At 60.2% G+C, this 25,880-nt stretch carries 25 protein-coding genes and 1 pseudogene; 12 read left to right on the forward strand and 14 right to left on the reverse strand.

Annotated elements, in window-relative coordinates; all coding sequences use genetic code 11:
- The first annotated feature begins 144 nt into the window (after positions 1-144).
- The 7 genes from ACMAUO_RS09190 (at position 145) to ACMAUO_RS09220 (ending at position 5,921) form a co-directional block, all read left to right on the forward strand.
- Entirely contained in the window at positions 145-825 is a 681-nt protein-coding gene (locus tag ACMAUO_RS09190; RefSeq protein ID WP_420356611.1) for a 4-hydroxythreonine-4-phosphate dehydrogenase, read from the forward strand.
- A gap of 14 nt (positions 826-839) precedes the next feature.
- Complete coding sequence (locus ACMAUO_RS09195) at positions 840-1,202, forward strand: cupin domain-containing protein (protein WP_420356612.1); 363 nt, start codon at positions 840-842, stop codon at positions 1,200-1,202.
- 210 nt (positions 1,203-1,412) lie between these two features.
- Positions 1,413-3,533 (forward strand): prolyl oligopeptidase family serine peptidase, encoded by a 2,121-nt coding sequence (locus ACMAUO_RS09200; RefSeq protein WP_420356613.1) that lies wholly within the window; start codon positions 1,413-1,415, stop codon positions 3,531-3,533.
- Between the two features lie 168 nt (positions 3,534-3,701).
- Complete coding sequence (locus tag ACMAUO_RS09205) at positions 3,702-3,941, forward strand: hypothetical protein (protein WP_420356614.1); 240 nt, start codon at positions 3,702-3,704, stop codon at positions 3,939-3,941.
- A 10-nt stretch (positions 3,942-3,951) separates the two neighbouring features.
- Entirely contained in the window at positions 3,952-4,107 is a 156-nt protein-coding gene (locus ACMAUO_RS09210) for a hypothetical protein (protein WP_420356615.1), read from the forward strand.
- Positions 4,108-4,116: 9 nt separating this feature from the next.
- Positions 4,117-4,317, forward strand: coding sequence for a DUF2905 domain-containing protein (locus ACMAUO_RS09215; protein WP_420356616.1), 201 nt, complete (start codon positions 4,117-4,119; stop codon positions 4,315-4,317).
- A gap of 344 nt (positions 4,318-4,661) precedes the next feature.
- Complete coding sequence (locus ACMAUO_RS09220; RefSeq protein ID WP_420356617.1) at positions 4,662-5,921, forward strand: tyrosine-type recombinase/integrase; 1,260 nt, start codon at positions 4,662-4,664, stop codon at positions 5,919-5,921.
- 316 nt (positions 5,922-6,237) lie between these two features.
- On the opposite strand, the gene ACMAUO_RS09225 is transcribed toward ACMAUO_RS09220, so the two are convergent.
- The 11 genes from ACMAUO_RS09225 to ACMAUO_RS09275 form a co-directional block, all read right to left on the reverse strand.
- Positions 6,238-7,359, reverse strand: a complete 1,122-nt coding sequence (locus ACMAUO_RS09225; protein WP_420356618.1) for a PepSY-associated TM helix domain-containing protein — start codon at positions 7,357-7,359, stop codon at positions 6,238-6,240.
- 41 nt (positions 7,360-7,400) lie between these two features.
- Entirely contained in the window at positions 7,401-9,743 is a 2,343-nt protein-coding gene (locus ACMAUO_RS09230; RefSeq protein ID WP_420356619.1) for a TonB-dependent siderophore receptor, read from the reverse strand.
- 155 nt (positions 9,744-9,898) lie between these two features.
- Positions 9,899-10,870 (reverse strand): FecR family protein, encoded by a 972-nt coding sequence (locus ACMAUO_RS09235; protein ID WP_420356620.1) that lies wholly within the window; start codon positions 10,868-10,870, stop codon positions 9,899-9,901.
- A gap of 85 nt (positions 10,871-10,955) precedes the next feature.
- Complete coding sequence (locus tag ACMAUO_RS09240; protein WP_420356621.1) at positions 10,956-11,459, reverse strand: RNA polymerase sigma factor; 504 nt, start codon at positions 11,457-11,459, stop codon at positions 10,956-10,958.
- Positions 11,460-11,808: 349 nt separating this feature from the next.
- On the reverse strand, positions 11,809-11,994 hold the full coding sequence (locus ACMAUO_RS09245; RefSeq protein WP_420356622.1) for a hypothetical protein: 186 nt from the start codon (positions 11,992-11,994) through the stop codon (positions 11,809-11,811).
- A gap of 91 nt (positions 11,995-12,085) precedes the next feature.
- The gene (locus tag ACMAUO_RS09250) at positions 12,086-12,607 is read right to left on the reverse strand and encodes a Fur family transcriptional regulator (RefSeq protein WP_420356623.1); all 522 of its coding nucleotides are present in this window, start codon (positions 12,605-12,607) and stop codon (positions 12,086-12,088) included.
- Between the two features lie 37 nt (positions 12,608-12,644).
- A complete protein-coding gene (locus tag ACMAUO_RS09255) occupies positions 12,645-13,517 on the reverse strand; it encodes a TonB family protein (RefSeq protein WP_420356624.1) in 873 nt (290 codons plus the stop codon).
- A complete protein-coding gene (exbD, locus tag ACMAUO_RS09260) occupies positions 13,514-14,008 on the reverse strand; it encodes a TonB system transport protein ExbD (protein ID WP_182950372.1) in 495 nt (164 codons plus the stop codon). Before exbD ends, ACMAUO_RS09255 begins: the two co-directional genes overlap by 4 nt.
- Positions 14,009-14,014: 6 nt before the next feature.
- The gene (exbB, locus tag ACMAUO_RS09265) at positions 14,015-14,743 is read right to left on the reverse strand and encodes a tonB-system energizer ExbB (RefSeq protein ID WP_420356625.1); all 729 of its coding nucleotides are present in this window, start codon (positions 14,741-14,743) and stop codon (positions 14,015-14,017) included.
- Positions 14,743-14,976: a hypothetical protein gene (locus ACMAUO_RS09270; protein WP_420356626.1), complete on the reverse strand. Its 234-nt coding sequence runs from the start codon at positions 14,974-14,976 to the stop codon at positions 14,743-14,745. The genes exbB and ACMAUO_RS09270 overlap by 1 nt, the downstream gene beginning before the upstream one ends.
- Positions 14,973-16,199 carry a PepSY-associated TM helix domain-containing protein gene (locus tag ACMAUO_RS09275; protein ID WP_420356627.1) on the reverse strand — a complete coding sequence of 409 codons (1,227 nt, stop codon included), beginning with the start codon at positions 16,197-16,199 and terminating at the stop codon, positions 14,973-14,975. Before ACMAUO_RS09275 ends, ACMAUO_RS09270 begins: the two co-directional genes overlap by 4 nt.
- Between ACMAUO_RS09275 and ACMAUO_RS09280 the strand changes: the two genes are divergently transcribed.
- The 5 genes from ACMAUO_RS09280 to ACMAUO_RS09300 all read left to right on the forward strand — a co-directional run bounded on the left by ACMAUO_RS09280 (position 16,161) and on the right by ACMAUO_RS09300 (position 23,689).
- A complete protein-coding gene (locus tag ACMAUO_RS09280; protein ID WP_420356628.1) occupies positions 16,161-16,538 on the forward strand; it encodes a hypothetical protein in 378 nt (125 codons plus the stop codon). The two genes, ACMAUO_RS09275 and ACMAUO_RS09280, sit on opposite strands and share 39 nt — an antisense overlap.
- 111 nt (positions 16,539-16,649) lie before the next feature.
- Positions 16,650-19,244, forward strand: a complete 2,595-nt coding sequence (locus ACMAUO_RS09285) for a TonB-dependent siderophore receptor (protein WP_420356629.1) — start codon at positions 16,650-16,652, stop codon at positions 19,242-19,244.
- A 166-nt stretch (positions 19,245-19,410) separates the two neighbouring features.
- Positions 19,411-19,923, forward strand: a complete 513-nt coding sequence (locus tag ACMAUO_RS09290) for a sigma-70 family RNA polymerase sigma factor (RefSeq protein ID WP_420356630.1) — start codon at positions 19,411-19,413, stop codon at positions 19,921-19,923.
- Positions 19,924-20,062: 139 nt separating this feature from the next.
- The gene (locus ACMAUO_RS09295) at positions 20,063-21,022 is read left to right on the forward strand and encodes a FecR family protein (RefSeq protein ID WP_420356631.1); all 960 of its coding nucleotides are present in this window, start codon (positions 20,063-20,065) and stop codon (positions 21,020-21,022) included.
- Between the two features lie 252 nt (positions 21,023-21,274).
- Positions 21,275-23,689, forward strand: coding sequence for a TonB-dependent siderophore receptor (locus ACMAUO_RS09300; RefSeq protein ID WP_420356632.1), 2,415 nt, complete (start codon positions 21,275-21,277; stop codon positions 23,687-23,689).
- 58 nt (positions 23,690-23,747) lie between these two features.
- Here the strand turns inward: ACMAUO_RS09300 and ACMAUO_RS09305 are convergent, their stop codons facing one another.
- From ACMAUO_RS09305 to ACMAUO_RS09315, 3 genes and pseudogenes are all read right to left on the reverse strand, one after another.
- Positions 23,748-24,725 (reverse strand): FecR family protein, encoded by a 978-nt coding sequence (locus ACMAUO_RS09305; protein ID WP_420356633.1) that lies wholly within the window; start codon positions 24,723-24,725, stop codon positions 23,748-23,750.
- Between the two features lie 118 nt (positions 24,726-24,843).
- On the reverse strand, positions 24,844-25,365 hold the full coding sequence (locus tag ACMAUO_RS09310; protein WP_420356634.1) for an RNA polymerase sigma factor: 522 nt from the start codon (positions 25,363-25,365) through the stop codon (positions 24,844-24,846).
- Positions 25,366-25,476: 111 nt separating this feature from the next.
- A pseudogene (locus tag ACMAUO_RS09315) lies at positions 25,477-25,726 on the reverse strand (TrbG/VirB9 family P-type conjugative transfer protein); the annotation flags it as partial.
- Between the last annotated feature and the right edge of the window lie 154 nt (positions 25,727-25,880).

Below are 25,880 nucleotides of genomic sequence, written 5' to 3' on the forward strand. Positions count from 1 at the left end.
CGCGCGTTTCCTGTGCTTCGGTGCTCACGGCCATCAAGGCCGCTCCGCTCCGATGCTCGGAAACACACGCTGGGCGCGGCCCGTTCCGGACCGCTCTCGCTCGCCAGCCCACATTTTAGGTCAGGCTCTTACGGGAGTTGCAGCGTGAATCGACCCGATTTCATTTTCATGCTGACCCGCCATGACCGGACGGTGGCGCATGCGACCGCGTTGGTGGAGACCGTCCGGGCCGCCGGTGTCACGCATATCGGGTTCAAGGATATCGGGTTGCCCTTTGCGGCGCTCCAGGTCCTTGCACGGGCGATCCGGCGGGCGGGGGCGAAGATTTATCTTGAAGTGGTCTCGCTCGATCGCGAGAGCGAGCTTCGCTCGGTGCGGGCCGGGATCGATCTGGGCGTCGATTATCTGCTGGGCGGCACGCATGTCGATGACGCGCTGCGGCTGCTGGACGGCTCGGCGATCCGCTACTATCCGTTTCCCGGCAGGGTCAGCGGACATCCGAGCGTCCTCGAAGGGAGCGAAGCCGAGATCGTGCGCAGTACCGTCGCCCTGGCATCGCGTCCGGGTGTGCATGGGCTGGATCTGCTGGCCTATCGGTTCGCGGGAGACGTGCCGGCCCTGATGCGGCGGGTCTGTGACGCGGTGGCGAACAAGCCCGTGATTGTCGCCGGGTCGCTCGACCGGGCGGAACGGATCCGGGCGGCTGCCTCGGCGGGTGCTGCCGGTTTTACGGTCGGCACGGCGGCGTTCGACGGCGCGTTTCCGGCATCGGCCGATCTGGCGGGGCAGATCGGCTGTATCCAGACGATCCTGTTGCAGAACTGAGGGAGAACCGACCGATGGAAAAGATAAACCTGGCGCAGGCCTTCGCGACATTTTCCGATTACTGGAGCCCGCGCGTGGCCGGCGACATCAACACCTCCCAGATCAAGCTGGCGAAATTCAAGGGGGCGTTCGACTGGCATCATCACGAGCATGAGGACGAACTGTTCCTGGTAGTATCAGGGATGTTGCGCATGCATTTCCGCGATCGCGACGTCGACATCGCGGCTGGCGAATTCATCATCGTGCCGCATGGCGTGGAGCATTGTCCCGAAGCCCTGGGCGACGAATGCCATGTCGTCCTGCTGGAGCCGAATACGACCCTCAATACGGGCAATGTGACCAGCGACCGCACCGTGCAGGCGCCGTCCCGGATATAGCCGCGACCGACCTGCCATGGCGGAGGCATGCCGCCGTCATGACGTCAGCGGGGGATGGGGCGCGATTTTCCGGGAAAAAATAGTGGGGCCCATCGTCAGGCGAACAGTCGACGGCCGGAATACCGCCATTTCTTCTCCGCGTTCAGCGCCCCTTGCGGTTTCTCCACTGCAATGGAACAGTTACACTGTAACATTCAGGGACGCTTTGTGGTGAAACCATTCAGGAACCTCGGTCGCGGCACAATGGTCGCACTCCTGGGCGCAAGCCTGCTGACGCCTTCGGCCATGCCCGTGCATGCCGCCGATATGCCCGACACGATTCCGGCATGGCTGAACGACATCAATGGTACGCAGGCCATGGACTGGGTGAAAGCCCAGAATACGCGTACGCTGGACCTGCTGGGTCATGGCCCGCTGTACAAGGGGCTGTACGACACCTCGCTGAAGCTGCTTCAGACACATGACCGTCTGGCCATGCCGATGCAGATGGACGGGATGGTTTATAATTTCTGGCGCGACGAGCATCATCTGCGGGGCATTCTGCGCCGCACGACGGCGGACTCGTTTGCGACCGATCATCCGGAATGGACGGTCGCCCTCGACCTCGATGCGCTGGCTGCGAAAGAAAAGCGCAACTGGGTCTATAAAGGCGTTGATTGCCTGCATTCCCAGCAGAACCTGTGCCTTCTGCACCTCTCCGATGGCGGCGAGGATGCCCGCACCGTCCGGGAGTTCGACCTGCGGACCGGCCAGTTTGTCGAAGGCGGGTTTTCCCTGCCGCATGCCAAACAGGATTCGTCCTGGCTCGACCGGGATACCTTGCTGGTCAGCTATCCGTGGAGCGCGGACGACCTGACGGAATCTTCCTACCCTTATATCGTCAAGATCCTGAAGCGCGGCCAGTCTCTCGACCAGGCGCAGACCGTCTTTACGGGAAGCAGGAAAGATGTCGAGGCCGGTCCCGAAGTGCTGCATGACGGCGCGGGCCATCAGGTCGTGCTGATCCGTGAGGGGCTGGATGCTTTCTCCTCGCGGACGTTCCTCTATCGTGACGGACAGACCACGGCGCTCGCCCTGCCGTCGAAATCCAGTGTTTCGGCGCTGTTCAATGCGCGGCTCGTGGTTCTTCTCGATGAGGACTGGACGGCCGGCGGCCGGACCTTCACCAAGGGGTCGCTCGTGCTGGTCGATCCCGAGGCGAAGGTTATGGCGCCGCAGCTTCTGCTGGCCCCGACGGCCGGCCAGGTGATCGAGGGCGCGTCCACGAGCCATGGTCATCTGATCGTCACGCTCTATGACAATGTGCGTGGCAAGATCTCCATCTACACGCCTGCCGCCAATGGCACGGATTTTACGCATCAGGACCTTCCGCTGCCGCAGAATATGTCGGTCGACCTGATCAGCACGGATGAGGAATCGCCTTTCGCTTACGCCACGTCGTCCGGATTCCTGACGCCCACGACGCTGTGGGAGATCAACAGCGACATGGCCTCGGTTCAGAAAATCCGCACGCTGCCAAGCCAGTTCGATGCCTCGGACATGACGGTCGAGCAGCAGGAAGCGCGCTCGAAGGACGGGACGGAGATTCCGTATTTCATTGTCCATCGCAAGACCATGGCGCTGGATGGGACGAACCCGACGCTGCTTTATGCCTATGGTGGCTTCGAGGTTCCGATGTTCCCGTCCTACTCGGCGGGCATTGGCAACAACTGGCTTGCCCGTGGGGGTGTCTATGTTCTGGCCAATATTCGCGGCGGTGGCGAATTCGGGCCGGCCTGGCATGACGCGGGCCTGAAGACGAACCGCCAGCGCATCTATGACGATTTTGCCGCCGTGGCGAAGGACCTGATGGACCGCAAGGTGACGTCGCCCCAGCATCTTGCCATCCAGGGCGGTTCCAATGGCGGCCTGCTGATGGGTGTGGAGTTCACGCAGCATCCCGATTACTGGAAGGCCGTGGATATCGAAGTGCCGCTTCTGGACATGATGAATTACGAGCACATGTCGGCCGGGGCATCGTGGGTCGGTGAATACGGCACCGTCTCCATTCCCGAGCAGAAGGCGTTCCTGCGCGGCATTTCCCCGCTTCAGAACCTGAAGGAGGGGGTGAACTATCCGGTGCCCTTTATCGAAACGACCACCAAGGACGACCGCGTCGGCCCGGTCCATGCCCGGCGGTTTGCCTGGCGGATGAGCGAGATGAAACTGCCTTACTATTACTGGGAGCAGGTGGCGGGCGGTCACGGTTTTGGTGCCAGCCAGAAGGAAGTCGCCCAGACGCAGGCGCTGACCTATGCCTATCTGTGGTCACAGCTTGGCAAGACGCACTGACCGTCGGACGTCGGAACAGGGCATGAAAGCGGGGCTCCCGACGGGGCCCCGTTTTTTTATGTCCGGTCCCCGCGCATCGCTGCCCCGCGTTGGCGTCCCTGTCATTCGTCCTTTCGCATCCCCACATTCCGGAGTGGAAACACACGCCCAGAACAGGACGGAATCGACATGACCGACAGACTTCCTCATGAAACGAGCAGTTTGCATGCCCTCGCCGAGCGGGCGATCAGGGAGCCCAAGCTGCTGACGAAAACCGAGGTGACGGAACTGGCCGATTTCGTGCTCAAGGGCGGCGAGCATGCCTCGGAACCGGAACGCGAGATTGCGAAGAAGGCGCGGCATAACCCCGAGGGCATGGAAAAATCCGACATCGTGGCCCTCGCCCGCCAGATTCTGGACCGGAAATAGGAACGCGATCATGACCAGCCATCATGAACCCTCCGCCGCCGCTCTCGCCCATCGGCTGAAGGAGGTGGAGCGCGAACTGGCGCGGGCGGAGAAGGACAGGCCGGAGCACGTTCACGCGCTGACCGAAGAGAAGAAGAAGCTCGAAGGCCAACTCGCCCGGCGCTGACAGAGTCGCATGTCCAGAACCCTGATCGCCCTTGGCATCGTCCTGGTGCTCGCCGGCATGCTGTGGCCCTTGCTGGCCCGGCTGCCGCTTGGACGGTTACCGGGAGACATCGTGATCCAGAGGCCGAATTTTACCTTCTACGCGCCGATCGCGACCTGCGTCGTGATCAGCGTGGTCCTTTCGCTGATCGTCTGGCTCGTGCGACGGTAAGCGGGACGGGCGGGCATTGCACGGCATGCCGTTGGGTATCGAGCCCTAAAACGACGAAAACCGCCTCGCGGCGGCTTTCACGTATCCGACTGATTTCTTGGAAAAATCTGGAGCGGGCGATGGGATTCGAACCCACGACCCCAACCTTGGCAAAATTGGCGGAACTCTACACCGGGGTTCGCCTGACTACCATATTTTACTATAAAACAATATGTTATACGAAATATCCCACTCTGTGGCGCGCCCGGATTTGCTCCGGTTTTCGACCATCCGCTTACAAAATGCTTACATTCTGTCGCTGCCCTCGATAATGTAAGCAGGAAGCGCGGTGACGGGGAAGCGCCATGGCGAAATTGACGAAACGGGCTGTCGACGCCCTGAAGGCTCCAAAGAAAGGGCAAGCGTTCCTTTGGGACAGCGAATTGCGAGGATTCGGTGTCAGAATCATTCCCTCTGGCCTGAAGACCTTCATCTTGCAATGTCGCAATGCCGACGATCGCAGCCGACGCATTGGGCTCGGTCGATTCGGAGCCATCACCGTCGAAGAAGCCCGCGATCTCGCGAAGATCAAGCTGGGCCTGCTCGCTCACGGAAAAGACCCGGCAGAGGAGGTCGAGGCGCGCAAGCAAATCACGGTCGCCGCCCTTTGCGATTGGTATCTACAAGAAGCCACAATCGGGCGGATCATCGGTCGCCGACATCGACCGATCAAAGCATCGACGCTCGCGATGGACAAGAGCCGAATCGAGACACACATCAAACCGCTCCTTGGCAAGCGGCTAGTACACTCGCTTAAAGTGGTCGATATAGAGGGAATGCAGGCAGACATCGTGGCCGGAAAAACGGTCCAACCCCGCAGCACCAAGCGAGGCGGCGCCACGACCGGCGGGCCAGGTGTCGCCTCCCGAGCACTTTCCACTCTCCAAAGCATCCTCGGTCACGCTGCGCGCCTTGATAAGATCGCCGCTCATCCCTGCCAGGGCGCACGCAGGCTCGCGGGAAATAAGAAGCAGCGGAGGCTGAGCATTGCTGAGATCGAGAAGCTCGGCAGCGCCATGGCTTACGCGCAGCATGGTGGGGAAAGCCCGATTGCGCTGGCAATCGTACGCTTCCTGCTGCTGACCGGCTTCCGAATTTCCGAAGCGCAAGGGATGCGGCGCGCATGGGTTCGTCCCGAGGGCGGCTATATCGATTTCGCCGACACCAAGAGCGGCGCCCAGATTCGAGCCATCGGACCGGCCGCAATGCAGGTTCTTCAGAACCAGCCGATCCGCGAGGAGTCTCCATATGTCTTTCCGTCCGATATCAGTGAAGGACATTATACAGCGGCGAAAGCCTGCCTTGAGAGACTCTGCGCTTCGGTGGGCATCGAAGGTGTCACACCACATACGCTACGGCACACCTTCGGCAGCGTCGCGGGTGATCTTGGTTTCTCCGAACTGACGATCAGGGCGCTTCTCGGCCACGCCGCACAGAGTGTAACCCAAGGTTATGTTCATATCGACGAAGCCTTGAAGCTCGCCGTCAGCCGCACCTGCGGCAAGATCGCGTTTCTACTGAATGAAAAGGACAAGGCGGGCCGAGCTGAGGGGCTGGCTGCGTGACGGTATCGGCGGGAACAAAGACCACTTGCAGCCGAAATGCCTCGTCAACCTATTGCAGTTATTGCAGTTGTACCTTCCAGCCGAACGCTTGGCAGCTACGAAGCGGCCCATGAACGTCGCGTTGCCGAGGCGACAGTTGCCGGCTACCCGAACTGCACATGGGCAAATCGTTCGGATATATTCCAAAGCCGAGTAGCGACCTTTTCAGTCGGCGTGATCAACAAACGGACGACTCCCACGATCATTCTTGCGAATCGGGTACCCATTATATGCTTATTACGGGGAAAAGGCCCGCTACCTTCGAACTGTTCGTGATTCAGAGCCCATATTTCTTGCCAAACCAAAGAACCAAGCCAGTAACCAGCACAGCTATCGTACCGATGTCCAGCAAGAGCCAAATGAACTTCAGAGGTGCTCCGCCATAATCCCCGAAGTGCAGGGGGCGGGAAACCTCAAGCGCCCGCAGATACCAGGGCATTCGAACGATATCGGTAACTTTGCCGCTCTGTGCGTCGACTAGAACCGGCGTGAATAACCTCGCCGTCAGCGGCGTCTTTCCTTTCGTCCAGATAAAATAATGAAATGGCGTTCCAAACCGGGAACCCGGAAAAATTGCGCTGACAATACGCATGTCTGGTTCCGCCAACTGAGCTGCCTGAAAGGCTTTGGCAACCGGCAACAATTCTGCCGAGATCGGACCACGTCTTTGTCCAGAAACGGTTAGAACACGGTTCACTTCCGTACCGCGCCAGATCGCGAACAACGGCCGTGATAACTCATTCATCAGCCCGGTAGCTCCAACAATCCCCATCCAGACCGTGAAAACAATTCCCAGCAGATTGTGCAGATCGAGCCAACGCACCCGAGCCGCACGCACGACGCGCACGCTGCCAAAAGGAAGGCGTTTCATGAACGGTCCATAAAGAAGAACGCCCGAAACCAAGGCAGAAAGAAAAGTGGCAGCGACAAGAGCAAGAAATAATTCTCCCGTAAGATCCGAAAAAAGATCGGTATGCAGATGAAGAATTCCGGACAAAACCACCATTTTAGCGGATGATCCCGTATTTTCGTCCCAAAGCAATACACCAGTGTGCGCGTCGAATTTGAGCCGATGGCCCAAAAGTGGATTGCCGTTAAATTCTTTCCAGGACGACGCCATCGTGACGAGTATCTGAGGCTCGTCATCATCAATAAAAACTGACGCGATCAGTTCGCGCGGATAGCGTCCGCGTGCTTTCCTGATGATATCACCCATGTCTGCGACGGGTGCGTTTGGAGCCACCCGAGCATAGGGAAGACCATTATCCAGCCAGGCATCAATTCCGTCATGGAAGATCAGTGGAAGACCAGTTAAGCATATAATCAGCACGAATACAGTACAGAAAAGACTTGTCCACTTATGAACGGACGCAATTGCTCCAACTGTTACGGCTTTCATTTCTGTCCAACATCTTGGTTAGGATTGCATGCCATAACCGTTCAAAAACGATAACGAATGCTGGACAGGACAAATCTGTCCTCGTTCATTGTGCAAACAGTACTGTAACAGGTAGCGAGGCGTCGGCCTGCTATATTGTTGGCATTAATTTGCACGCGCCAGCGCCCGATATCATAGTGGGCACGCAGGTCAAAGTAAGTTTGCGTGGGATTTCGAATGGTATTTGCAGCATCTGAAAATGTTGGCCCCGTGTAACGGAATCCTCCGCCAACTCCGATAGCCTGATCAACGCCAAATTTACGTGTGTAATCGAGCCAGGCCGATCCAACCACACTTGGAACGGCGATTGGAACTTTGTTGACCGTATTCGAAGGATTGCTCCTGATATTTTTTACATCATCGTACGTGAATGTTCCAATAAAAGATAATCCCCACCCGAGATCCGCACGTTCCTCCACCTCTACACCGCGTGAACGAATTTTACCTGTCTCGGTCTGATAGGCTGTGTTCACCGGATCGGTTACAAGCACATGCTTTTCATCGATATTGTAGAGAGACAAAGTTGTAAAACTGTTGATGTTACGAGGCTTATATTTAACACCAACCTCTTCCTGAAGACCCGTCGTGGGTGTGAATACGTCCCCGGATCGTCCAACACCCAGATTCGGAACAAATGAAGACGAAACCGACGCATAGGGAGATAGTCCGATACTCGATTCATAGAGAATCGCTGCACGCCCCGTCTCCGCACTGTTATTCAGATGCGTTCGTGTATCCTTGAGCCGGTTACTCAACGTGCTGACGGCCCAGTCCTGTCGGCCGCTCAATACAAGGACCAGCCGCTTCCACTTCATCTGGTCCTGAAGATACAAGCCATACTGATCCATTTGCTGATAAGCGCTTGTAAGCTGCGTGCTCGGTGTCGGAATATATACGTTATATTGTGGATTAAGAAGATTGAGAGAGGGCGCATTGGGGTCCCAATACTCCCCCTGCGCCAGGGTCGAACGAAAATAATCAAAGCCCAAAACAGCCGTATGTTTGACCGGACCTGTTGAAACACGCCCCTCAAGCTGATTATCCAGTGCGTAAGTGTCCAAACCCTCCTGCACGTTCATGGAGTAACGATTGATCGTCTCACCTGTGGCAGAAAGCTGATTTATTACACTGTAATTAGTATCAACAAATCCCCAGCGAAAGTTTTGGCGGGCGGTCAGATAGTCGTTAAACCGGTGCTCCAGACGATAACCAACCTGAGCCTGCTGCCGATTGAAGTGACTAAAGGAAGGATCGTCCAGATAGACGCGTGTAAGATTGCCACTCGCCGCACGGGCGACCGTTCCCACACCTGTCTGATCTTTCTCATAGTTTGTCAAAATCGTAAGTGTAGTGTCCTTGTCGATTTTTATCTTGAATGCGGGTGCTATATAAATGCGATTGTTTTTGGTACGCGGGAATGGCAAGTCACCATCACGCACCAGACCAGTTAAGCGGTAGGAAAAAGGGCTCCCGTCCGAAATCGGTCCGCTAAAATCGAATTTTCCCTGATACCAATTATCGCTACCTGCGTTAAATTCGACTTCGCTGAAAGGTTTGTCGGTCGGCGTTTTCGATACACGATCGATAATACCACCAGGCGCATTTTGGCCGTACGCTACCGAGCTTGGACCTCGCACAACGTCGATACGGTCAAGACCGTAGGGTTCCGTGCCGAAATAACTGAAATAGCTCCCTAATCCGACATTCTGCCGAAGACCATCACGATAATCGCCCTGAATGCTTTCGTTGAAGCCCCTCATCATCACGTAGTCAAAGCGCCCGTCGTATCCGCCACGGGTACCTGTGGCGACACCCGGAACATACTGCAGCAGTTGCGCCGCTGTGGGATAGGCCTGCGCCTCCATCTGAGCGCGGGTGATAACGCTGATCGACTGAGGTGTTTCGATCAGAGGCGTAGATGTCTTGGTTCCCGCATTGCTGGACGTATCGACAAAGCCCTGATTTGGGCCGTAATCCGCCTGTCTGGAGTCATCTGCCTGCCCTTGCACGCGCACGGGCCCCAGAGCAATTGGAGCAGAAGCCTTGGATAAAACAACCGCACTCTTGCCAGTCTGACGGAATATCACGCCCGTTCCTAAGAGAAGCCGCGACAATGCTGACATTGCATCAAAATCGCCGCTAATACCCGGCGATATGACTCCGGCATCAATCGAAGCCGTATAGACCACTTGCACGCCCGCCCGGCTGGAGAAACTTTGCAGCGCGGATGAAAGCGGCTGGCGTGGGATGTCCAAGTGGATCAGGGGTGCGGCGGACTGTCCCTGCTGGGCCAGAGCGGACGAACCGCCCAATGCGGAGAGCGACGTTCCCAGCGCGAGCATCATCGAGATGCCAAGACGACGCCTGGCCGGAAGAACATGCGACAACGAAAAACCCTCCAAGAATGCGGCTCTCAAGATTGCAATTGCGAGGCGTTCTTACCTCTTGCACTCCTAAGACGCTTCTCACGGGCCTTATCCCAACCCCCTGCTCCGCTTTTTTAGCTGTTCCGACGCACGATCACGATGCCGCCCGGCAGGCGATAGATGCGGATGCGCGTTCCCTCCGCGAGAACGGTTAGCGCCTCATCGGGCTTACGGGCGTCCACCAGCGCCGTGACCGGAGGAAGATCGTCGATGTTGCCGAGAATGAATGTCCTGCCGTCACGATACCGGGCAATGGCCTGGATTGCCGACCGGACGGACACGGACGTCAGCATAAGCTGACCGTCTCGCCAAGGGGCAACGGTATCCGGTACGATATCTGGTTCTCGTGAAACGCGATCCCCATGCCACAAGGCGCGCTGACCGGCAGTCAAGGTGACGAAAGGGCCACCGCCGCCCGAGGAGACGCGCACCACCCCACGTTCCACGGCGGTTCCGACACTGCCGTCCGTCATGCGCCGATCGGTTTCAAAAGCTGTTCCAATATCCTCGGTCACGCTCCCCGCCGCTTCGACCCTGAACGGCCGCGCGGCGTCATGCCGGACATCGAACCAAGCTCGGCCACGCAACAGTGCGATGGTGCGCATTCCATGATCATAATGCACCGCCAGCGCGGTATCCGCATCCAGAACCGCGTGCGACCCATCGGGCAAAACCAGCGCCTCGATACGGTTCGCTGTCCAATGATCGGCGCGCAGGCGTGTTACGACATCGGGAGTCGCGAACAGAAGGGCAAGACAGGCGGCGATAGCGGACAAGGAAGCGAAAACAGCCCGCTGCCGCCCACGCCTCGTTCTCGCTGCTTGAACGGCAACAGGACTGTGCGGAGCCAGGCTATCCCCGATCAGATCAAGGCTACGCCATAGCTGGAGTTCGTGCCGAAAGACCGCATGATGTCCCTCGTCCGCCACCCACAGCTTGTACGCAGCCATCTCCTCCTCGGTGATGTCGCCGGAAGAGAGACGGGCAATCCAATGGCGGGCCGCCTCTGTAGCCGCACGGTCATGGGATAAGTTGGAATCGATCATGCCTGCTTTCAAAGCCGTTGATTACCTGCCCGGCAAGCACGAGACGTGTCGCAAACCCGTATTCCTCACCCATGACGCTAAAAGATCAGCCGTCCCGCGCATCGCCAAGCTGTGCCAACGCGCGCTTGATGTGCTTTTCGACGGTCGTGCGCGAAACACCCATCGTCCTGGCGACATCACCCATCGGCATGTCCTTGATACGATTGAGCCAGAAAACCGTGCGGGTCGGCTCGGGCAGGCTCCTGGCGGCAGCGATGACGCGCTCAAGCTCCTCGCGCGCCAGAAACGTCTGTTCAGCATCCAGTATGGTCGTGTCATCTCCGTAAAGGATCGACCGTGCCTCACCTTGCAAACGCTGGATCCGGACATCGACACGCCCCTGATCGATTGCGAGATTGGACGCAAGGCGAAAGAGATACGCCTTACCGTTGTGAATCGGAGGGGTCTCGGCAACCCGCTGGATACGAAGCCAGAGCGTTTGAAGCAGGTCATCCGACGAGGCAGTCGTGCCGATTTTCTGGAAGAAACGGGCCAGCGCACTCCGTTCCGAAGCAAAGATTTTGTTCAGTATGGATACGTTGCTCGACATGCCACGCTTGTTTCCCCGACCGCCAGGTTAACAGGTTCGGTCGCGACCCGATCATTGATCCGCAAGACTCAATTGCGAGCCATTATCATTTTTGGTAGCGGACAACGTCCTTTCTGGCAAGGAGAATGGAACCGGACCAACAGGCCTCTTCGCCGCAAAAATAATCGACGTCGATCACCCGTTTCCACCATCGAACGCCTAGCTGGGACCGAACCCGGTGTCTTCGGCAGGTCAGTCCGTCCCGCGCGAATGGCGGCCTCGACATCGCGGGCCGCCCATTGAGATCGCGCCCGACCGCGAAACCTGGCGAGATTTCCATCTAGCCGCGTGGACATCGATTCCATCCGCGTCATCCCGGCGATAGTGCCAAGATGGCGCTCCGGCGGGGCGCCACCATTCGGGCCATCGTTTCGGGCGATGCCCCGGCGCTGGAAGCGAAGACCGAGATCACCGGCAGGCTGACATCGGGCAGGTCGGAGACCGGCGGCAACATGGCCGTGACGGGCCGGCGCACAAAAAGAGCGACCAGCTTCACCCCGAAATCAGCTCGGGCCCATCACGCGGGCCTTATTCAGCAACACGCTCGGGATGACGGCTTTCCAGCCCGGCGAAGGACTGTCACCGTTTCAGGCGCACTGTTCGCCGGACGGCAGTAGCGTGATGGCGGCGCTGCGGATCGTCAGGCCCCGCTCCATCGAGAGCTGGCGCAAGAAGACAGCGACCTCGGGCAGATCACAACGGGTTTTGCGTCCCGTCCCCGCTTCCAGGAACATCACCAGCGGCGGCTCGTCGTCTGCCATGCCCCGCCTGTCCGATGCGATACTGTAGCGCCACACCCGGTCGAGACCACCTTTGCGGACCAGGACGCCGCGATCGGTCATGATGTTGAGATTGCGTTGAAGCGAACCGCAACTGGGCGCGTTGCCGCCGGTCATTTCAGTTATCGTCTTCCAGATCTCGATCGCCGACGCCTCGTCCCCCGCACGCAGAAGGCCATGCAGAAGGACATCACGCAGATCCGTCATCTTGATCCTCGCCTGGGCACAACGGGCACGCAGGCCGTGGACTGCCTGGCGATCCGCACGATAGTGGGCGGGAATCGCGTGAAGCGTCGGCGGAGACCGGCGGCGTTCGGACAGGACATTCATGGCAACTCTCCTCGGACGGCATGACCGGCAACCGATGTCAGGTCCGGTCCTTGTTGAGGTAGAACTCGACGGGCACGGTGAGGGTAACGGGGTCGCCCTTTACGTCATCGGGGGGGGACGGAAGGGGATCGGCGCGTTTCGGTAGCGCCACAGCTTCCTGGTCCAGCAGTTCGTGGCCGGAACTGCTTTCCAGCCGCACCGACAGCACATGACCTTTGCGGTCCATGGAGAAGGTGATGGTGGGCACGCCTTCCTGATGGTCTTCCTGCGCCTCCGCCGGATACCGTTTGAACTGCTCCAACCGCGCCAGCAGCGCACCCTGCCAGGTCACGGGATCATGCGAGGCATGGGTAGAGGACGCACCCGGCGCCGGGGCCGCCTGCGTGGGTGCCGGAGGGACATCGGAGGATGGCGGGGCCGTGGTTTCGGTCGCCGGCGGCAGCTTGTCCGGCGCCTTCACCTTCTGGTTCGGGACGGGCTTGACCCTCTTCTTCAGCAACTTAGGCTTTTCGGGTTTGGGCACCGGAATTGGGGGATTGGGCGCGGGCGACGGCGGGGCCGTCAGCTTGGGCGGCGGATCGGGCTGCGGGATCACCTGCGAGAGCGTTTGCTGTGGGCCGATAGCGGCATCGGTCGGCGGGGTCGGAGTGGAGATCGGCTCGGGCGCCAGATCGACCGCAATCGCGGCCGGGGGGGATTCCGGCGTGGGCATGACCGGCGGCGGCAAGCGCATGATCCACCAGACCGCGCCGGCAGTCACCGCGAGAACCGTCAAAAACGAGAGCCCCCAGCGGATCGCGTCCTCGCGCTGTGTCCGGCTCAATTGTGCCCTCTGCCAGTCGGCATAGGAAAACGGAGCCCCGGCCATCGCTTCGTCTCCCGTCTCCGCAATGTCCGCCATGCCATTCACGGCGTGGCGCCCGGCGCGGGGGACGCTGCGAGAGAACCTGCGGCGGGAACAGACGACATGCCGGCCTCACTGCCCTCTTCCTGGCCCTGTAGATTGACCAGCGCCACTTTGAGGTATCCGGCGGAGCGAAGCTTATCCATCACGCCCATCAGCGTGCCGTAATCGACACTCTTGTCGGCGCGCAGAAAGATCCGCTCGTCTTTGTTGTCCTTGGTCGCGGTGGCCAGTGCCGACGGCAGCGCGTCGGCCGTGATATCGTCCTCACCCAGAGCCAGGTTATGATCGGCCTTGACGGTCAGGAACACCGGATCGTCCGGCCGTGGCGCCGGTTTTTCGGTCGAGGACGGCAGGTCCACCGGCACGTTCACCGTGGTCAGCGGGGCGGTGACCATGAAGATCACCAGCAGGACCAGCATCACGTCGATAAACGGCGTGACATTGATCTCGCTCGCCTCGTGCGGGCTTTCATCGGCGTGGCGGATGCGGATCATTGATGCTCACTCCCCGGCCATGCGGGACGCGCCGAGCCGGACCACCTGCCCGCTGGCGGTCAGCGCCTGCATCCGTCCCAGATCGCGCGAGACCAGCCGCATCACCAGCGCCGTCAGGTCGGCCACCTGCGCGCGGCAGGCGGCGGACTGACGGGCAAGGTGGTTGTAGATCACCACCGCCGGGATGGCGGCGACCAGACCCAGCGCGGTGGCCAGCAGGGCCTCGGCGATGCCGGGGGCGACGACGGCGAGGCTGGTGGCCTTGCTCGCCGCGATGCCGGTGAAGGAGGTCATGATACCCCAGACGGTGCCGAACAGGCCGATGAAGGGCGAGGTAGCGCCGATAGTGGCCAGCAGGCCGGTGCCGCGCATCAGCTTGCGGCCCTCGGCGGCCTCCAACCGCTCCAGATGCAGGACGATACGCTCCTTGAGTCCTTCCCGGTCGTCGGGAATATCGTGCGACTGCCTGCGCTCCGCTTCGGCCGCCATGACCAGACGATGGGCGATGCCGCCATGCTCGCGGGTCCATTCTTCGCCCAGATCGAGCGTGCCTGCATTCGCCAGAGCACGTTCCGCCTTGTTCAGTTGCAGCCGGATACGGAGCAGTTCGACCGACTTGGCGATCAGGATCGTCCAGGTCAGCAGCGAGGCCACGGCCAGCAGGGTCATCACGCACCGGACCACCGGCCCGGCATTGAGGAACATCTCCCACGGAGAAAACGAAATCGGAGTCATCAGCCACCTCCAGAGGACGGCGCGAGAAAGGCCCGTGCAAGACACGTGAAGGCCACGATGAGAGGGATGGACAGCGCCGCCCAGGACACGGGAAGCCAGATGCCGCGCTGTCCGAGCAGCGCCGACAGCAGGCCGAAGAGCGTGAGCACACCCAGCATGATCGGCCATGGCCAGACGGCAATGGCGCGGCGAGCGGGCTGAGGCGCAAGCGATTCAGGGGGAAGCAGGCTCATGGAAGCGCCTCCATGACCACCGTTTCGCTGTCCAGATCGAACCCGAGGGCACGAAGGCGGGTGTCGGTCGCCACCTTCCGCTTGGCCGCCCAAAGCACGATGCCGCTGATCAGGACGGCGATCACCACCAGATCCAGCCACGCCCAGAGGATCTTGAGCGGCATTCCGCCATAGTCACCAAAATGCAGAGGCCGGGAAATTTCGAGAAAGCGCAGATACCAGGGCATCGGATAGGCCCCCGTCAGTTCGCCCGTACGCGCATCGACCAGGATTGGCGTGAACAGTCGCGCCCGCAGCGGCGTCGCCCCCCGCGTCCACAGCACGTAATGGACAGGGCTGCCAAAGGGGGCGCCGGGAAAGGCCAGGCCCGTCACCTCGTTGCCGGGGAACGCCTTGGCCGCCACGTCAAAGGCTGCCTGGACAGAGGACAGGTGGTCCTGCGCGGCGACCGGCAGGTTTGCATAGGGTTTGAGAATCTGGCGAACATCGGTGACGCGCCAGAGGCCGAAAAGCGGGGTCTGGAGTTCGTTGATGAAACCGGTGAAGCCGACCACCAGCGCCCAGACCAGCGTGGCGGCACCCAGCAGATTGTGCAGATCCAGCCAGGTCAGGCGCGCCGCCCGGTCCCGCCGCACCGCGCCGAATGGCAGCCGCTTCATGAAGCGGCCGTAAAGGACCGTGCCCGAAACCAGGGACGCCACGAACAGCCCCCCCATCGCCCCCATGAACAGCGCACCCGGCAGGCCCGCGAACAGATTCATGTGCAGGCGCGTGCATGTGCCCAGGATGATCCCTGTCCAGGTCCGGGGGGCGGGCTTGTCGGCAGGGGGCGACTGTTCGACCACCTTTGCCGTGCGGGCATCGAACTTGATCCAGTGGCCGGAATGGCGATTGGGAAATTTCTCGTCGTCCTTCAGGGCCTGCCAGCTTGGCGCCATGGAAACCAGCACCGCTGGTTCATCGTCGTCCGGCGAAACCTGGGTGACGATATGGCTGGGATACAGTGCCCGGGCGTTTTCCACGATGATATCGAGGCTGGCATTCGGCGTACCGGGCGGCAGCACCGCGTAAGGTGGATCGTCGTCGCCGACGAAGGTGTCCCAGATCTGTTCGGAGAACAGCATCGGCAAGCCCGTCGCGCAGACGACCAGCAGGAACAGCGTGCAGGCCAGGCTCGTCCATTTATGGACGACGAACCAGCGGCGAAGCGTGGCCGTGGTCATTGCGCCGCGCATCCGACGGATGTGGGTAAGTCTCGTTCGCAACTGAACGATCCGCACATCACCAAAATCCACCTTTCCATCCCTGCCTCCACGGGTGCGTTGACCCTTGGGCCTTTAACCCAGGCCGGTCCTAGTGATCGCCGGATCCGCCAGAACAGGCCTCTATTGTCCAAGACGATAGAGAGGGCGCGTTTTCCAGCAGCTAACGGAGAAAAATCGTCCGGCGAAGGCAGATACGTCCGTTTTACGCCGCGCTTCGAAAGCCACAACCGCGCCACGTTCGGAAAAAAACCCGCTTCCGACCGAATTTCATTGGAAAAATCTTCCACCCCATCGTGATGCCTAATAGGAAGGTGCGAATGAAAGGTATTCTCAATATGACCTGTGGGAATACGTGGCAAGCGCACCCGGAATACACGCGCGAGCAGGCGCAGATGAGGAGCGTAAAGGGTGACGCGATCGACCGAGACCCGGCGGGATGACCGGAAGACGACACGCAACCGATTGCTGCTGGCGACCACGGCGGCCGCCACGCTGGCGCTTGCGGGGCCGGCCTTCGCCCAGATGACCGGCACGGTCGCAGCAGCCAGCCAGGAGACGCGCACCTATGATATCGGCGCACAGCCCCTCGCCTCCGCGCTGATGGGCTTCGGAAAGCAATCCGGCTTGCAGGTGACGGCGGGCGGAGAGCTTCTGCGCGGGGTGAATACACTTGGCGTCCATGGCCGCCTCACGTCCCGGCAGGCGCTGGGGCAGCTTCTCTCGGGCACCGGCCTGACATACACGCCCGCCGGAAGCGGAACCATCGTGCTGACCAGGGCCTCGGCCGCGGCGATCACCCTTGGCCCGGTTCGTATCGGGGGCAATCTGTCCTCCCGTCAGGACCCAGGCGGCCCGGGGGTGGGTTATGTCGCCACCCGCACCATGGCTGGTTCAAAAACCGATACCCCGATCATCGAAATCCCGAATTCGATTCACGTCATCACCAAGCAGCAGATGATCGATCAGCAACCCCAGAACGTCATGGAGGCCCTGCGCTACATGCCGGGTGTCAGCGTCGAGGCGTTCGGTGCCTTCGGCAACGGCCCGGCCAGCGGACAGAATCCCGGCGCGATCCAGCAGCGCGGGTTCAATACCGCGCAATTCGTCGATGGCCTGCGCTCCTATTCCGCCAGCGCCGGGGAAACCTCCTTTCTGGAGCGGATCGAGGTCATGAACGGCCCGGCCTCGGTGCTGTACGGCCAAAGCACGCCCGGCGGCATCATCGACATGACCCTGAAAAAGCCGACCGATACGCCGCTCCATAACGCCACGCTCGGTTTTGGCAACTGGGGACGATACGAAGCGACCTTCGATGTCAGCGACAAGGTCAACCGCTCCGGCAGCGTGCGTTACCGCATCGCGGCAATCGGCGTGACACAGGGCTCGCAGACGGATCATGTGGATTATCACCGAGTCGGCGTGCTGCCGTCCATCACTTGGGATATCGACCCGAAAACCAGCCTCACGCTGGTCGGCTCCTATATGTACACACCGGGAGACGGCACGAACTGGACACAGCTTCCGCCCGCCATCCTTCTGAACGTCAATCACTATGGGCGCATCCCCCGCAGCCGCTTTCTCGGCGACCCGAACTGGAACGTGTCCGGCCAGAAGGATGCGCTGATCGAATACCAGTTTCGGCATAGCTTTAATCGCTGGATCGATTTCAGCCAGAACCTGCGATGGGAACGATCCGAAGACTTCGAAAAGAGACTCACGCGTGGGGTTATCATCCTTCCAGACCTTTACGGACGCGGCGCCTACGAAGGCGGAGGGCGGGCCTCGACCGTTGGCCTCGACACGAGAGTCGGCGGGAAATTCTCCATTGGTCCGGTGCATAACAATTGGATCGTCGGCACCGATTTCCGTGAATATGATGACAAGAACGGTACCACGTCCGACGACACGCCGGGATATAACGGATATCCCGGATCAGATGGCTACTCGTTCGTGAACGTCTATGATCCGCACAGCAACTATGTTCCGTGCATCAACATTCACTCATCGACCTGTCTCAATTACGTCTATGGAAGCAACGCCTCCTATTTTCAGGAAGGTGTCTATTTTCAGGATCAGATCAAATATAAAGGGCTTTCCGTGATTCTCGGCGGCCGTCAGGACTGGATCAATTATCACGGATATACCGAGTCAGGATCGAACGAAAATGCGACCAGTACCTACATCCTGACGAAAAACCACAACCTGCCGCGGCCGCAGAGCGCGTTCACATGGCGGGCAGGGCTGGTCTACAAATTCAATTTCGGCCTCGCCCCTTATTTCAGCTATTCGACCTCCTTCGTCCCGCAGAGCTTCGGCCAGAGAAACTGGGAGGGAAAACTGTTTCCTCCCCTGACCGGCAAGCAATTGGAAGCGGGGATGAAATACGAATCCCCCGATCACAATATCTTTCTGTCAGCCGCGGCATTCCGCATCGAGGAAAATCATTTCCTGGTCAACGATCCGCTTCATGATTCCTTTTCGAGCGATGCCGGAAAGGCCCGTTCGCAGGGGTTCGAGCTTGCCGCCAATGCGAATTTCACCCGAGACCTGCGCTTCAACGCGTCCTACACCTATGAGGACGTGACCTATCTCGACAGCAACCTTTCCAGCACGCAGAAATTTCCCGATGGCAGCACCGGCAACGTGGTGTCCGAAAAAGGGAAATTCGTGGAAAGCATTCCGCGCAATATGGTGTCAGGATTTCTGGACTATACGCCGCCGGTACAGTTCCTGAAGGGTTTTGGAATCAACGGGGGCGTTCGCTACACCGGATTTACCTATTCCGATGCGGTCAACAGTTTCAAGGTGCCCGCCCGTGTTCTGTTCGATATCGGCGCGCATTATGATTTCGGTCAGGCGCTCCACACGCTCAAAGGACTGCGCGCGCAACTTGCCATTTCCAACCTGACCAACAAATATTACATCGCGTCCTGCGGCGGCACCTATTCCTGCTATATCGGACAGGGGCGCCGCGTTTACGGCAATCTCTCCTATAGCTGGTAACGGGGCAGCCCCTGGATCTCTGCGCCGTGAACGCAGGCCGGATATTCTCGTTGGCTCTTGCTTTCCCGCGCGCGTTCGCCTAACCGAAGTTAAGATTTATTCGCACTACGAGGCGGCATGAGATCATGCCGCCGCCATGCGCGGGCGCGGAGGAAGGTGGCAGGGCGTGACGCAGGAGGGTGCATTACTGGCGCTGTACCTCGCAAACCGCCGCGATCTCGTGAACTACGCCAACAGTTTTACCGGCGACCTGTTCCGCGCCGAGGATATCGTGCAGGAAGCATGGCTGCGGTTCGTGGATGCATCCCGGCGGAGCAGCTTCCACGCGCCACGCAGCTATCTCTACAGCATCGTGCGCAATCTCGCCCTGGATGAGCGCCGCCGGGGTCGGCGGGAGGGCCTGCACCTCGCGCCCGACCCGATCGATATCGTCGCCGACACCGTTGCCGCCGATCCGCCCGGTGCCGAGCAGGTGCTCGCGGATCATGAGGAAATGGACCGGCTGCGCACCGCAATCGCCGAACTGCCCGAGCGCACGCGCATCGCCTTCGAAATGCACCGCTTCGGCGACCGCAAACTGCGCGAGATCGCTTCCTTCCTCGGCATTTCCGTGTCCGGCGCCGGCCTGCTCGTCACCGATGCCCTGGAGCACTGCAAGGCGCGGTTGAACCGTTCATGACAGGCGTCACACAGCCCGCGTCTTCCAGCGTGGAGGATTATTTTGGAAAAGACCCGGTCCAGGTCGTCTTATGGATGAGGGATCGGCTATACGGATCAACCGCGCGGAGCGACGTGGCGTCTCGCGCCGAAGGGTAGGCATGGCGACACACTCAGATCCGGAAAAGCGGCGTGCCTCGAAGGAGGCCACGGCATGGTTCGTGCTCATGCAGGAAGAGCCGGATGATCCGGACATGCTCGCGCGGTTCACGGCATGGCGATCCGCCTCTGGCCTGAACAGAGAAGCCTGGGACACGATGCAGCACACTGCGGGCCTGATCGCCCGCCTGCCGCCGGCCAATACCGGCAACTGGCGCAACGTGCCGCGCTATCAGGCACTGCGCTGGTATCGACGGCCGGCGGCCCGTGCCGCCACTGCCCTCGCCGTGGCCGCCTGCGTGGCGCTTCTTCTGGCCCCGACCGCCCTCCTCCGACTCCAGGCCGATGACATCACCGGCACCGCCGAGACGCGTGAGATCGCCCTGGGCGATGGTGATTCCGCCCGCCTGGCACCGAAAAGCGCCATCGCGATCGACTATGTAGCCGGTCAACGCCATGTCCGGCTGCTGGCCGGCGAGGCGTTCTTCACCGTGCGGCACGATCCTGCCCATCCCTTTACCGTGACAGCAGGCGCAGTGCGCACCACCGATATCGGCACCGCGTTCGATATCCGGCGCGGCGCAAACGATGTCGCAGTCGCGGTTCGCGAAGGCCTGGTGCGCGTCGAAGGCGGAACGGTGCGGGCAGGCGGTGTGGAACTCGGCGCGGGCGAGATCCTGACTATTGGGCCGGAGACCGCCCGCCGCGCCGCCATTGCGCCAGACCATATCGGCGCCTGGGGCCAGGGGCTGCTCGCGGCCGACGAAGAGCCGATGGGCGAAGTGGTGGATCGCCTGCGCCCCTGGCTGGGAGCGCGCGTGGTGATGGCCTCGCCTCAGGCCGGGCGGCATGTAACCGGCGTTTACGACCTGACTGCCCCAGAGGAGGCCCTGCGCGCCGTCGCCAAGGCGCATGGAGCCGAAATCCACCATCTCTCGCCCTGGATCGTCGTGGTCCGCTAATCCGCCGGTTGCCGGACCGCGCCGGGAAAAACCTTTCCGTCGTTCTCTCCGGAACTTTTTTTGGAAAACGCTTTCGCCCGAACGTCTCCGGATAGGGAGATGCGAATGCAAGGAATTCTTAACCACAAGGTCGAGATCCACATGGCGCTCCCTCCGCAACGCGCATGAGGAGTCGAACGGGTGACGCCAGGGACAGAGAACAACCGAAACGGCGGAAGAAAAAGGGCACACCTGCTTCAGGTGACAACAGCCATGGCCGCTCTCGCCGCACTTCATCCCCTGGCGACCGAGGTGACACCGGCTGGAGCCGCCACCACGCAGGAACGGGAAGACCCGACACTGTCACTCCGGAATTTCGATATCCCCGCGCAGCCACTATCGGCCGCCCTGATGCGGTTCGTCCAGCAGGCCGGACTACAGGTCACGGCGGATTCGGCACTTCTGCGTGGGGTGAACACGTCTGGCGTCCATGGTCGCCTCACGCCCAGGCAAGCGCTCGGACAACTGCTTGCGGGCACCGGCCTGGCCGCTCTCCCGGCTGGCGGCAGAACCGTGGTGCTGACGAAAATGTCTTCCACCATCACGCTGGGTCCTGTTCGCGTGGGCGGCCAGACGCATCCCGCATCCGACCCGCAGGCACCATACGGCCCAGGCCAGGGTTTCGTCGCGACCCGCACGAACACCGCGACCAAGACCGACACGCCGATCATCAAGGTGCCGCAATCGATCTATGTCGTCACGCGTCAGCAGATGGACGATCTCCAGCCGCTGACGATCATCGAGGCATTGCGCTACACGCCCGGGATTTCCGCCCCCAATCCGCCTGGCGGGGGACTGCCGTGGGTCAACTCGCATGATATCTACCAACGTGGCTTCCAATCCGACACGTTTATGGACGGCCTGATCGCCGACACATCGCCTTCGACGGTCGAGCCTTTCTTCATGGACAGGATCGAGGCGCTCAGCGGTCCGCCATCGGTGATGTATGGACAGGCACTGCCAGGCGGCGCCATCAACGTCTCCCTCAAGCGGCCGACGGAAAAGGTGCGCCACGAGTTCAATGTCGGCTTCGGCAGCTATGGGCGCTACGAAGGACAACTGGACATGAGCGGCCCCCTGACGAAGGATCGGACGCTTCTTTACCGTGTCGTGGCCATCGGCGACACGCAAGGGGACCAGACCGCATACAGCCATTACAAGCGGCTGGCGATCATGCCGGAGCTGACCTGGAACATAGACGACGATACGTATCTGACACTGATCGGACAATACAACGCGATTCCGGAACTGAGCGCGAATTCCGCCGGACCGGCGATGTCGGCGATCTTTCCAGGTTCCTATCCCCGATACTCGCCCCATACGTTCACCGGGGACCCAGCGTTCAGCAACTCCCACGGTGAATCACATCTTTTCGAATATATATTCTATCATCGCTTCAACAAATTTATCCAATTCTATCAGAATTTCCGCTACGAGCATAATAATGGCTGGTTCAGCGACCTCTTCTCGCTCGGGCTCGATCCCAAGACCTCGGAACTGAGCCGCTATGCGATGATGCTCGGGGACGACGAACACGCGGTCCTGATGGACAGCCATGCGCAGATGGATTTCTCCACCGGGCCCATGCAGCATAAGGTTCTGGTCGGCGTCGATTTTCGCGTTCAGCAGGAAAGCGATATCTGGGGAATGGATTTCAACGCCCCGTCGCTGAACCTTCTTAAACCACAATATTATATCTATTCCACGAAAACCTTTTTATCAAACATCGGAAACAGCTTTTCCGGTGACGTGAGCGACTACGAGCAGGAGGGGATCTATTTCCAGGATCAGTTCGCCTGGAAAGGGTTGAACGTGACCCTTGGCGGACGAGAGGATTGGAACAATTATGGTGGCACGTTCGCCCGGGCCTTCACCTGGCGCGGCGGCGTGAATTACGTATTCGATTTCGGATTGGCACCGTATTTCAGCTACGCGACATCGTTCAATCCGCAGGTTGGAAATATCTACAGCGGCGCCCAGCCCCAACCCTTGTCGGGCAAGCAGTGGGAAGTGGGGCTGAAATACCAGCCGCCGCATAGCAGGATGTTCTTCTCGGCCGCGGCCTATGACCTGCGGGAGAACAATGTTCTCGTCACTGACCCCTATCATCAGAATTTCAGTCTTCAGGTCGGTCAGGTTCGGGTCCGGGGTGTGGAACTGGCTGCGAACGCAAATCTTGCCCAGGGCCTCGATCTCAGCGCGAGCTATACCTATATGGACCCCGAAAACAGCCGAACCAACCTGACGGACACGGACATAAACGGTAACATTGTTTCTTTGAAAGGAAAGTCTCCAACGCAGATTCCGCGCAATACGGTCAGCCTGATGGTCGATTACAGGCTGCCCAGGGAGATTGCACCCGGATTCTCGATCAATGCTGGGCTACGCTATGTGGGATTCACCGTGGGGGATCAGGCGAATTCCTTCCATGTTCCTGCCTATACGCTTTTCGACGGCGGGGCGACCTATGATTTCGGTGCGCTCCGTCCTGTGCTCAAGGGACTGAATGTCCGCCTCAGCCTCGTGAATGCCTTCAACAAGGAATATGTCGTCAACTGCACCTCAAGCGATAGCTGTGCGTGGGGGCAACTGCGGCGCGTGACCGGGCAGATCGGCTATCGCTGGTAGCCCATATTCATATTAACGAAGCGCTTGGGCAGGCTCCGGTGCTGGCGGGCGCCCCGGTTCACAAGACCAGGGCGAGCCACGGCCCGATCCACCGAACGCGCGCCTGCCGTGCATGGGCGATGGCATCCAGTGCGGCAGCAGGATCGCCCATGTTGTAGACGCCGGAGACGGGCGGCTGCGCCAGTTGTGACGACACGACAATTTTTCCCCGCAGCCAGGGACGCAGCCGCGCCACGACCTCCCCAAGTGGTTCATCATTCGCCACCAGTAGGCCATCAGCCCAGGCCCCGATCTGATCGGGGGGAACAGACGTGCGGAAGGTCGCCGCGCCGGCGCCGAGCGCCTGCCCCTCGCTCAGATCCTGCCCGGCCGCCGGCAGGCTACCGCCACGCACGTGAACGCGACCGGATTTGACAGCGACGGCGACATTTTGTCCATCACGCCGGACATCGAATACGGTGCCGACATCCTCGGTCTGGTAGGCGCCGGCCGTCACGAGAAACGGGTGGCGTTCATCATGCGTAACGGAGAACAGCGCCTCGCCTGCCAGCAGGATAACATGGCGCTTGTCGCCATCGAAGGCCAACGCACTCGCCGGGCCAAGCGTGATGGACCCGCCATCGGGAAGATGGATGGTGGCAATCCTGCCCGTTCCCGTGATCTGGTCGGCGCGCAGGCGCAGCGCGATGTCCGGAGCCCCCAGCATCAGGGCGATGCCGGCCGCCAGCCCCGTCACACCGGCCATTACCCACCGACGGCGCGGCCAATGGCGGGTAGCAGGCAACGCAGGCTCTGCCGGCCCGACGGCGCGCGGCCGACGCTGCCAGTTCCCTGTATTGCCGACGGGAAGTCGTGCCACAATCTCCGTGGTCTTTTCCGTACGCCGCCATGCTTCATCGTTGGCATCGGACGTCACACGCCAGGCCTGGAAACGGTGCCAGGTCGCCGGATCGTCAGGCTCCTCCTGAAGCAGGATCAGCCAGTCCGTCGCTTCCTTCAGGGCACGCTCGCGGATCGGATCGGGTTGCGTCGCCATTACAGTCCTTCAGGATCACGACACGGAACAGGCATTCGCCGTAAGGCGCATCGTATTCCCCTATAAATCTTTGACGGAGATCGGGATGCTTTTTCCAGGCTGATCTGATAATTTTCTCTCATGGCCAATCGACATGCCGGCGACACCGCTCGACGGCCTCCGATACCAGGACATGTGCCATTGATACCGAGATATTGAGGAACGCAGCGATCTCGCGCAGCTTGCTGCCGCCGAAACGGTGCATCTCGAAAGCGATCCGCATCTGCTCCGGCATCTCGGCCACTACCGCCCTCACCGCTTCGACGGCATCCCTGTCGCGCATGGCCTGGTCGAGCGGCGCCTCGCCATCTGTTATGGTCGAAGCCGCTGTTTCAGGAAGGCTACTCTCGAGAACAACGCCTTCACGTGCCTTCTGGCGACGGTAGTCGATGGCAAGGTTGCGCACGATACGATAGAGATAGCGTAAAGGATCGGCTGGCCAGACATCGGTGACGATCCGCGCGAAGCGTAGCCACGCCTCTTGTACAATGTCCTCCGCCTCCGATCGGTCGCTGACCAGACTGTTGGCGTATTTCAGCAACGCCCTCTGATGCGTGGTGTACAGGGACACCACCGAACCCGTCTGTTCCAAGGAATCCACAATTTCAGTGCCTTGACCGATCTCCGAACAACCCAGCTCTTTTGCACAGAGCGCATTTGCAACTCATTATCAGCTTCGATTGTTACCCGGTTCGTGTCTCGACGGCAAGCGGCTGACCAGTTCCGGACCACCGTCTGCCCTCAGCACGAAGAGTGGCAGCAGTTCGCCCTGGCCGATACTGACCGAAAACGCGATGAACACCTTCTGACCGTCATCGAAGGCCCAGAGCGGCATCCAGGGCGGGACACCGCCTTTCATACTTTCGACCACGTAGCGGAAATTGAGCGCGTCGAGATTCAGGCCCGATTCGACTGGCACATTCGCCAGCGTTACCGTCCTGCCGGCGCAGAGCAATCAGATCTGCTATGCTCCATCCAGATAGGCCTCCCCTTGGAGGGAGCGAAGAAGGTCAACTCCCGAAATGATGATAGTTGAGACTCGAAATTGACTTTGAACGCGAGATGGACCGATGCATGCCGATCATGTGATCAGTCCACTCTGCATTACGCAGGTAT

The organism is Gluconacetobacter brunescens (assembly GCF_048695475.1).
Taxonomy (GTDB): domain Bacteria; phylum Pseudomonadota; class Alphaproteobacteria; order Acetobacterales; family Acetobacteraceae; genus Gluconacetobacter.

What these genes read in the sequence shown, in the direction of transcription:
- ACMAUO_RS09195 (WP_420356612.1), top strand. Translation starts at nt 840, where the DNA reads ATGGAAAAGATAAACCTGGCGCAGGCCTTCGCGACATTTTCCGATTAC.
- ACMAUO_RS09205 (WP_420356614.1), top strand. Translation starts at nt 3,702, where the DNA reads ATGACCGACAGACTTCCTCATGAAACGAGCAGTTTGCATGCCCTCGCC.
- ACMAUO_RS09210 (WP_420356615.1), top strand. Translation starts at nt 3,952, where the DNA reads ATGACCAGCCATCATGAACCCTCCGCCGCCGCTCTCGCCCATCGGCTG.
- ACMAUO_RS09215 (WP_420356616.1), top strand. Translation starts at nt 4,117, where the DNA reads ATGTCCAGAACCCTGATCGCCCTTGGCATCGTCCTGGTGCTCGCCGGC.
- ACMAUO_RS09220 (WP_420356617.1), top strand. Translation starts at nt 4,662, where the DNA reads ATGGCGAAATTGACGAAACGGGCTGTCGACGCCCTGAAGGCTCCAAAG.
- ACMAUO_RS09225 (WP_420356618.1), bottom strand. Translation starts at nt 7,359, where the DNA reads ATGAAAGCCGTAACAGTTGGAGCAATTGCGTCCGTTCATAAGTGGACA.
- ACMAUO_RS09230 (WP_420356619.1), bottom strand. Translation starts at nt 9,743, where the DNA reads ATGATGCTCGCGCTGGGAACGTCGCTCTCCGCATTGGGCGGTTCGTCC.
- ACMAUO_RS09235 (WP_420356620.1), bottom strand. Translation starts at nt 10,870, where the DNA reads ATGATCGATTCCAACTTATCCCATGACCGTGCGGCTACAGAGGCGGCC.
- ACMAUO_RS09240 (WP_420356621.1), bottom strand. Translation starts at nt 11,459, where the DNA reads ATGTCGAGCAACGTATCCATACTGAACAAAATCTTTGCTTCGGAACGG.
- ACMAUO_RS09250 (WP_420356623.1), bottom strand. Translation starts at nt 12,607, where the DNA reads ATGAATGTCCTGTCCGAACGCCGCCGGTCTCCGCCGACGCTTCACGCG.
- exbD (WP_182950372.1), bottom strand. Translation starts at nt 14,008, where the DNA reads ATGATCCGCATCCGCCACGCCGATGAAAGCCCGCACGAGGCGAGCGAG.
- exbB (WP_420356625.1), bottom strand. Translation starts at nt 14,743, where the DNA reads ATGACTCCGATTTCGTTTTCTCCGTGGGAGATGTTCCTCAATGCCGGG.
- ACMAUO_RS09270 (WP_420356626.1), bottom strand. Translation starts at nt 14,976, where the DNA reads ATGAGCCTGCTTCCCCCTGAATCGCTTGCGCCTCAGCCCGCTCGCCGC.
- ACMAUO_RS09280 (WP_420356628.1), top strand. Translation starts at nt 16,161, where the DNA reads ATGGACGACGAACCAGCGGCGAAGCGTGGCCGTGGTCATTGCGCCGCG.
- ACMAUO_RS09275 (WP_420356627.1), bottom strand. Translation starts at nt 16,199, where the DNA reads ATGACCACGGCCACGCTTCGCCGCTGGTTCGTCGTCCATAAATGGACG.
- ACMAUO_RS09295 (WP_420356631.1), top strand. Translation starts at nt 20,063, where the DNA reads ATGGCGACACACTCAGATCCGGAAAAGCGGCGTGCCTCGAAGGAGGCC.
- ACMAUO_RS09300 (WP_420356632.1), top strand. Translation starts at nt 21,275, where the DNA reads ATGGCCGCTCTCGCCGCACTTCATCCCCTGGCGACCGAGGTGACACCG.
- ACMAUO_RS09305 (WP_420356633.1), bottom strand. Translation starts at nt 24,725, where the DNA reads ATGGCGACGCAACCCGATCCGATCCGCGAGCGTGCCCTGAAGGAAGCG.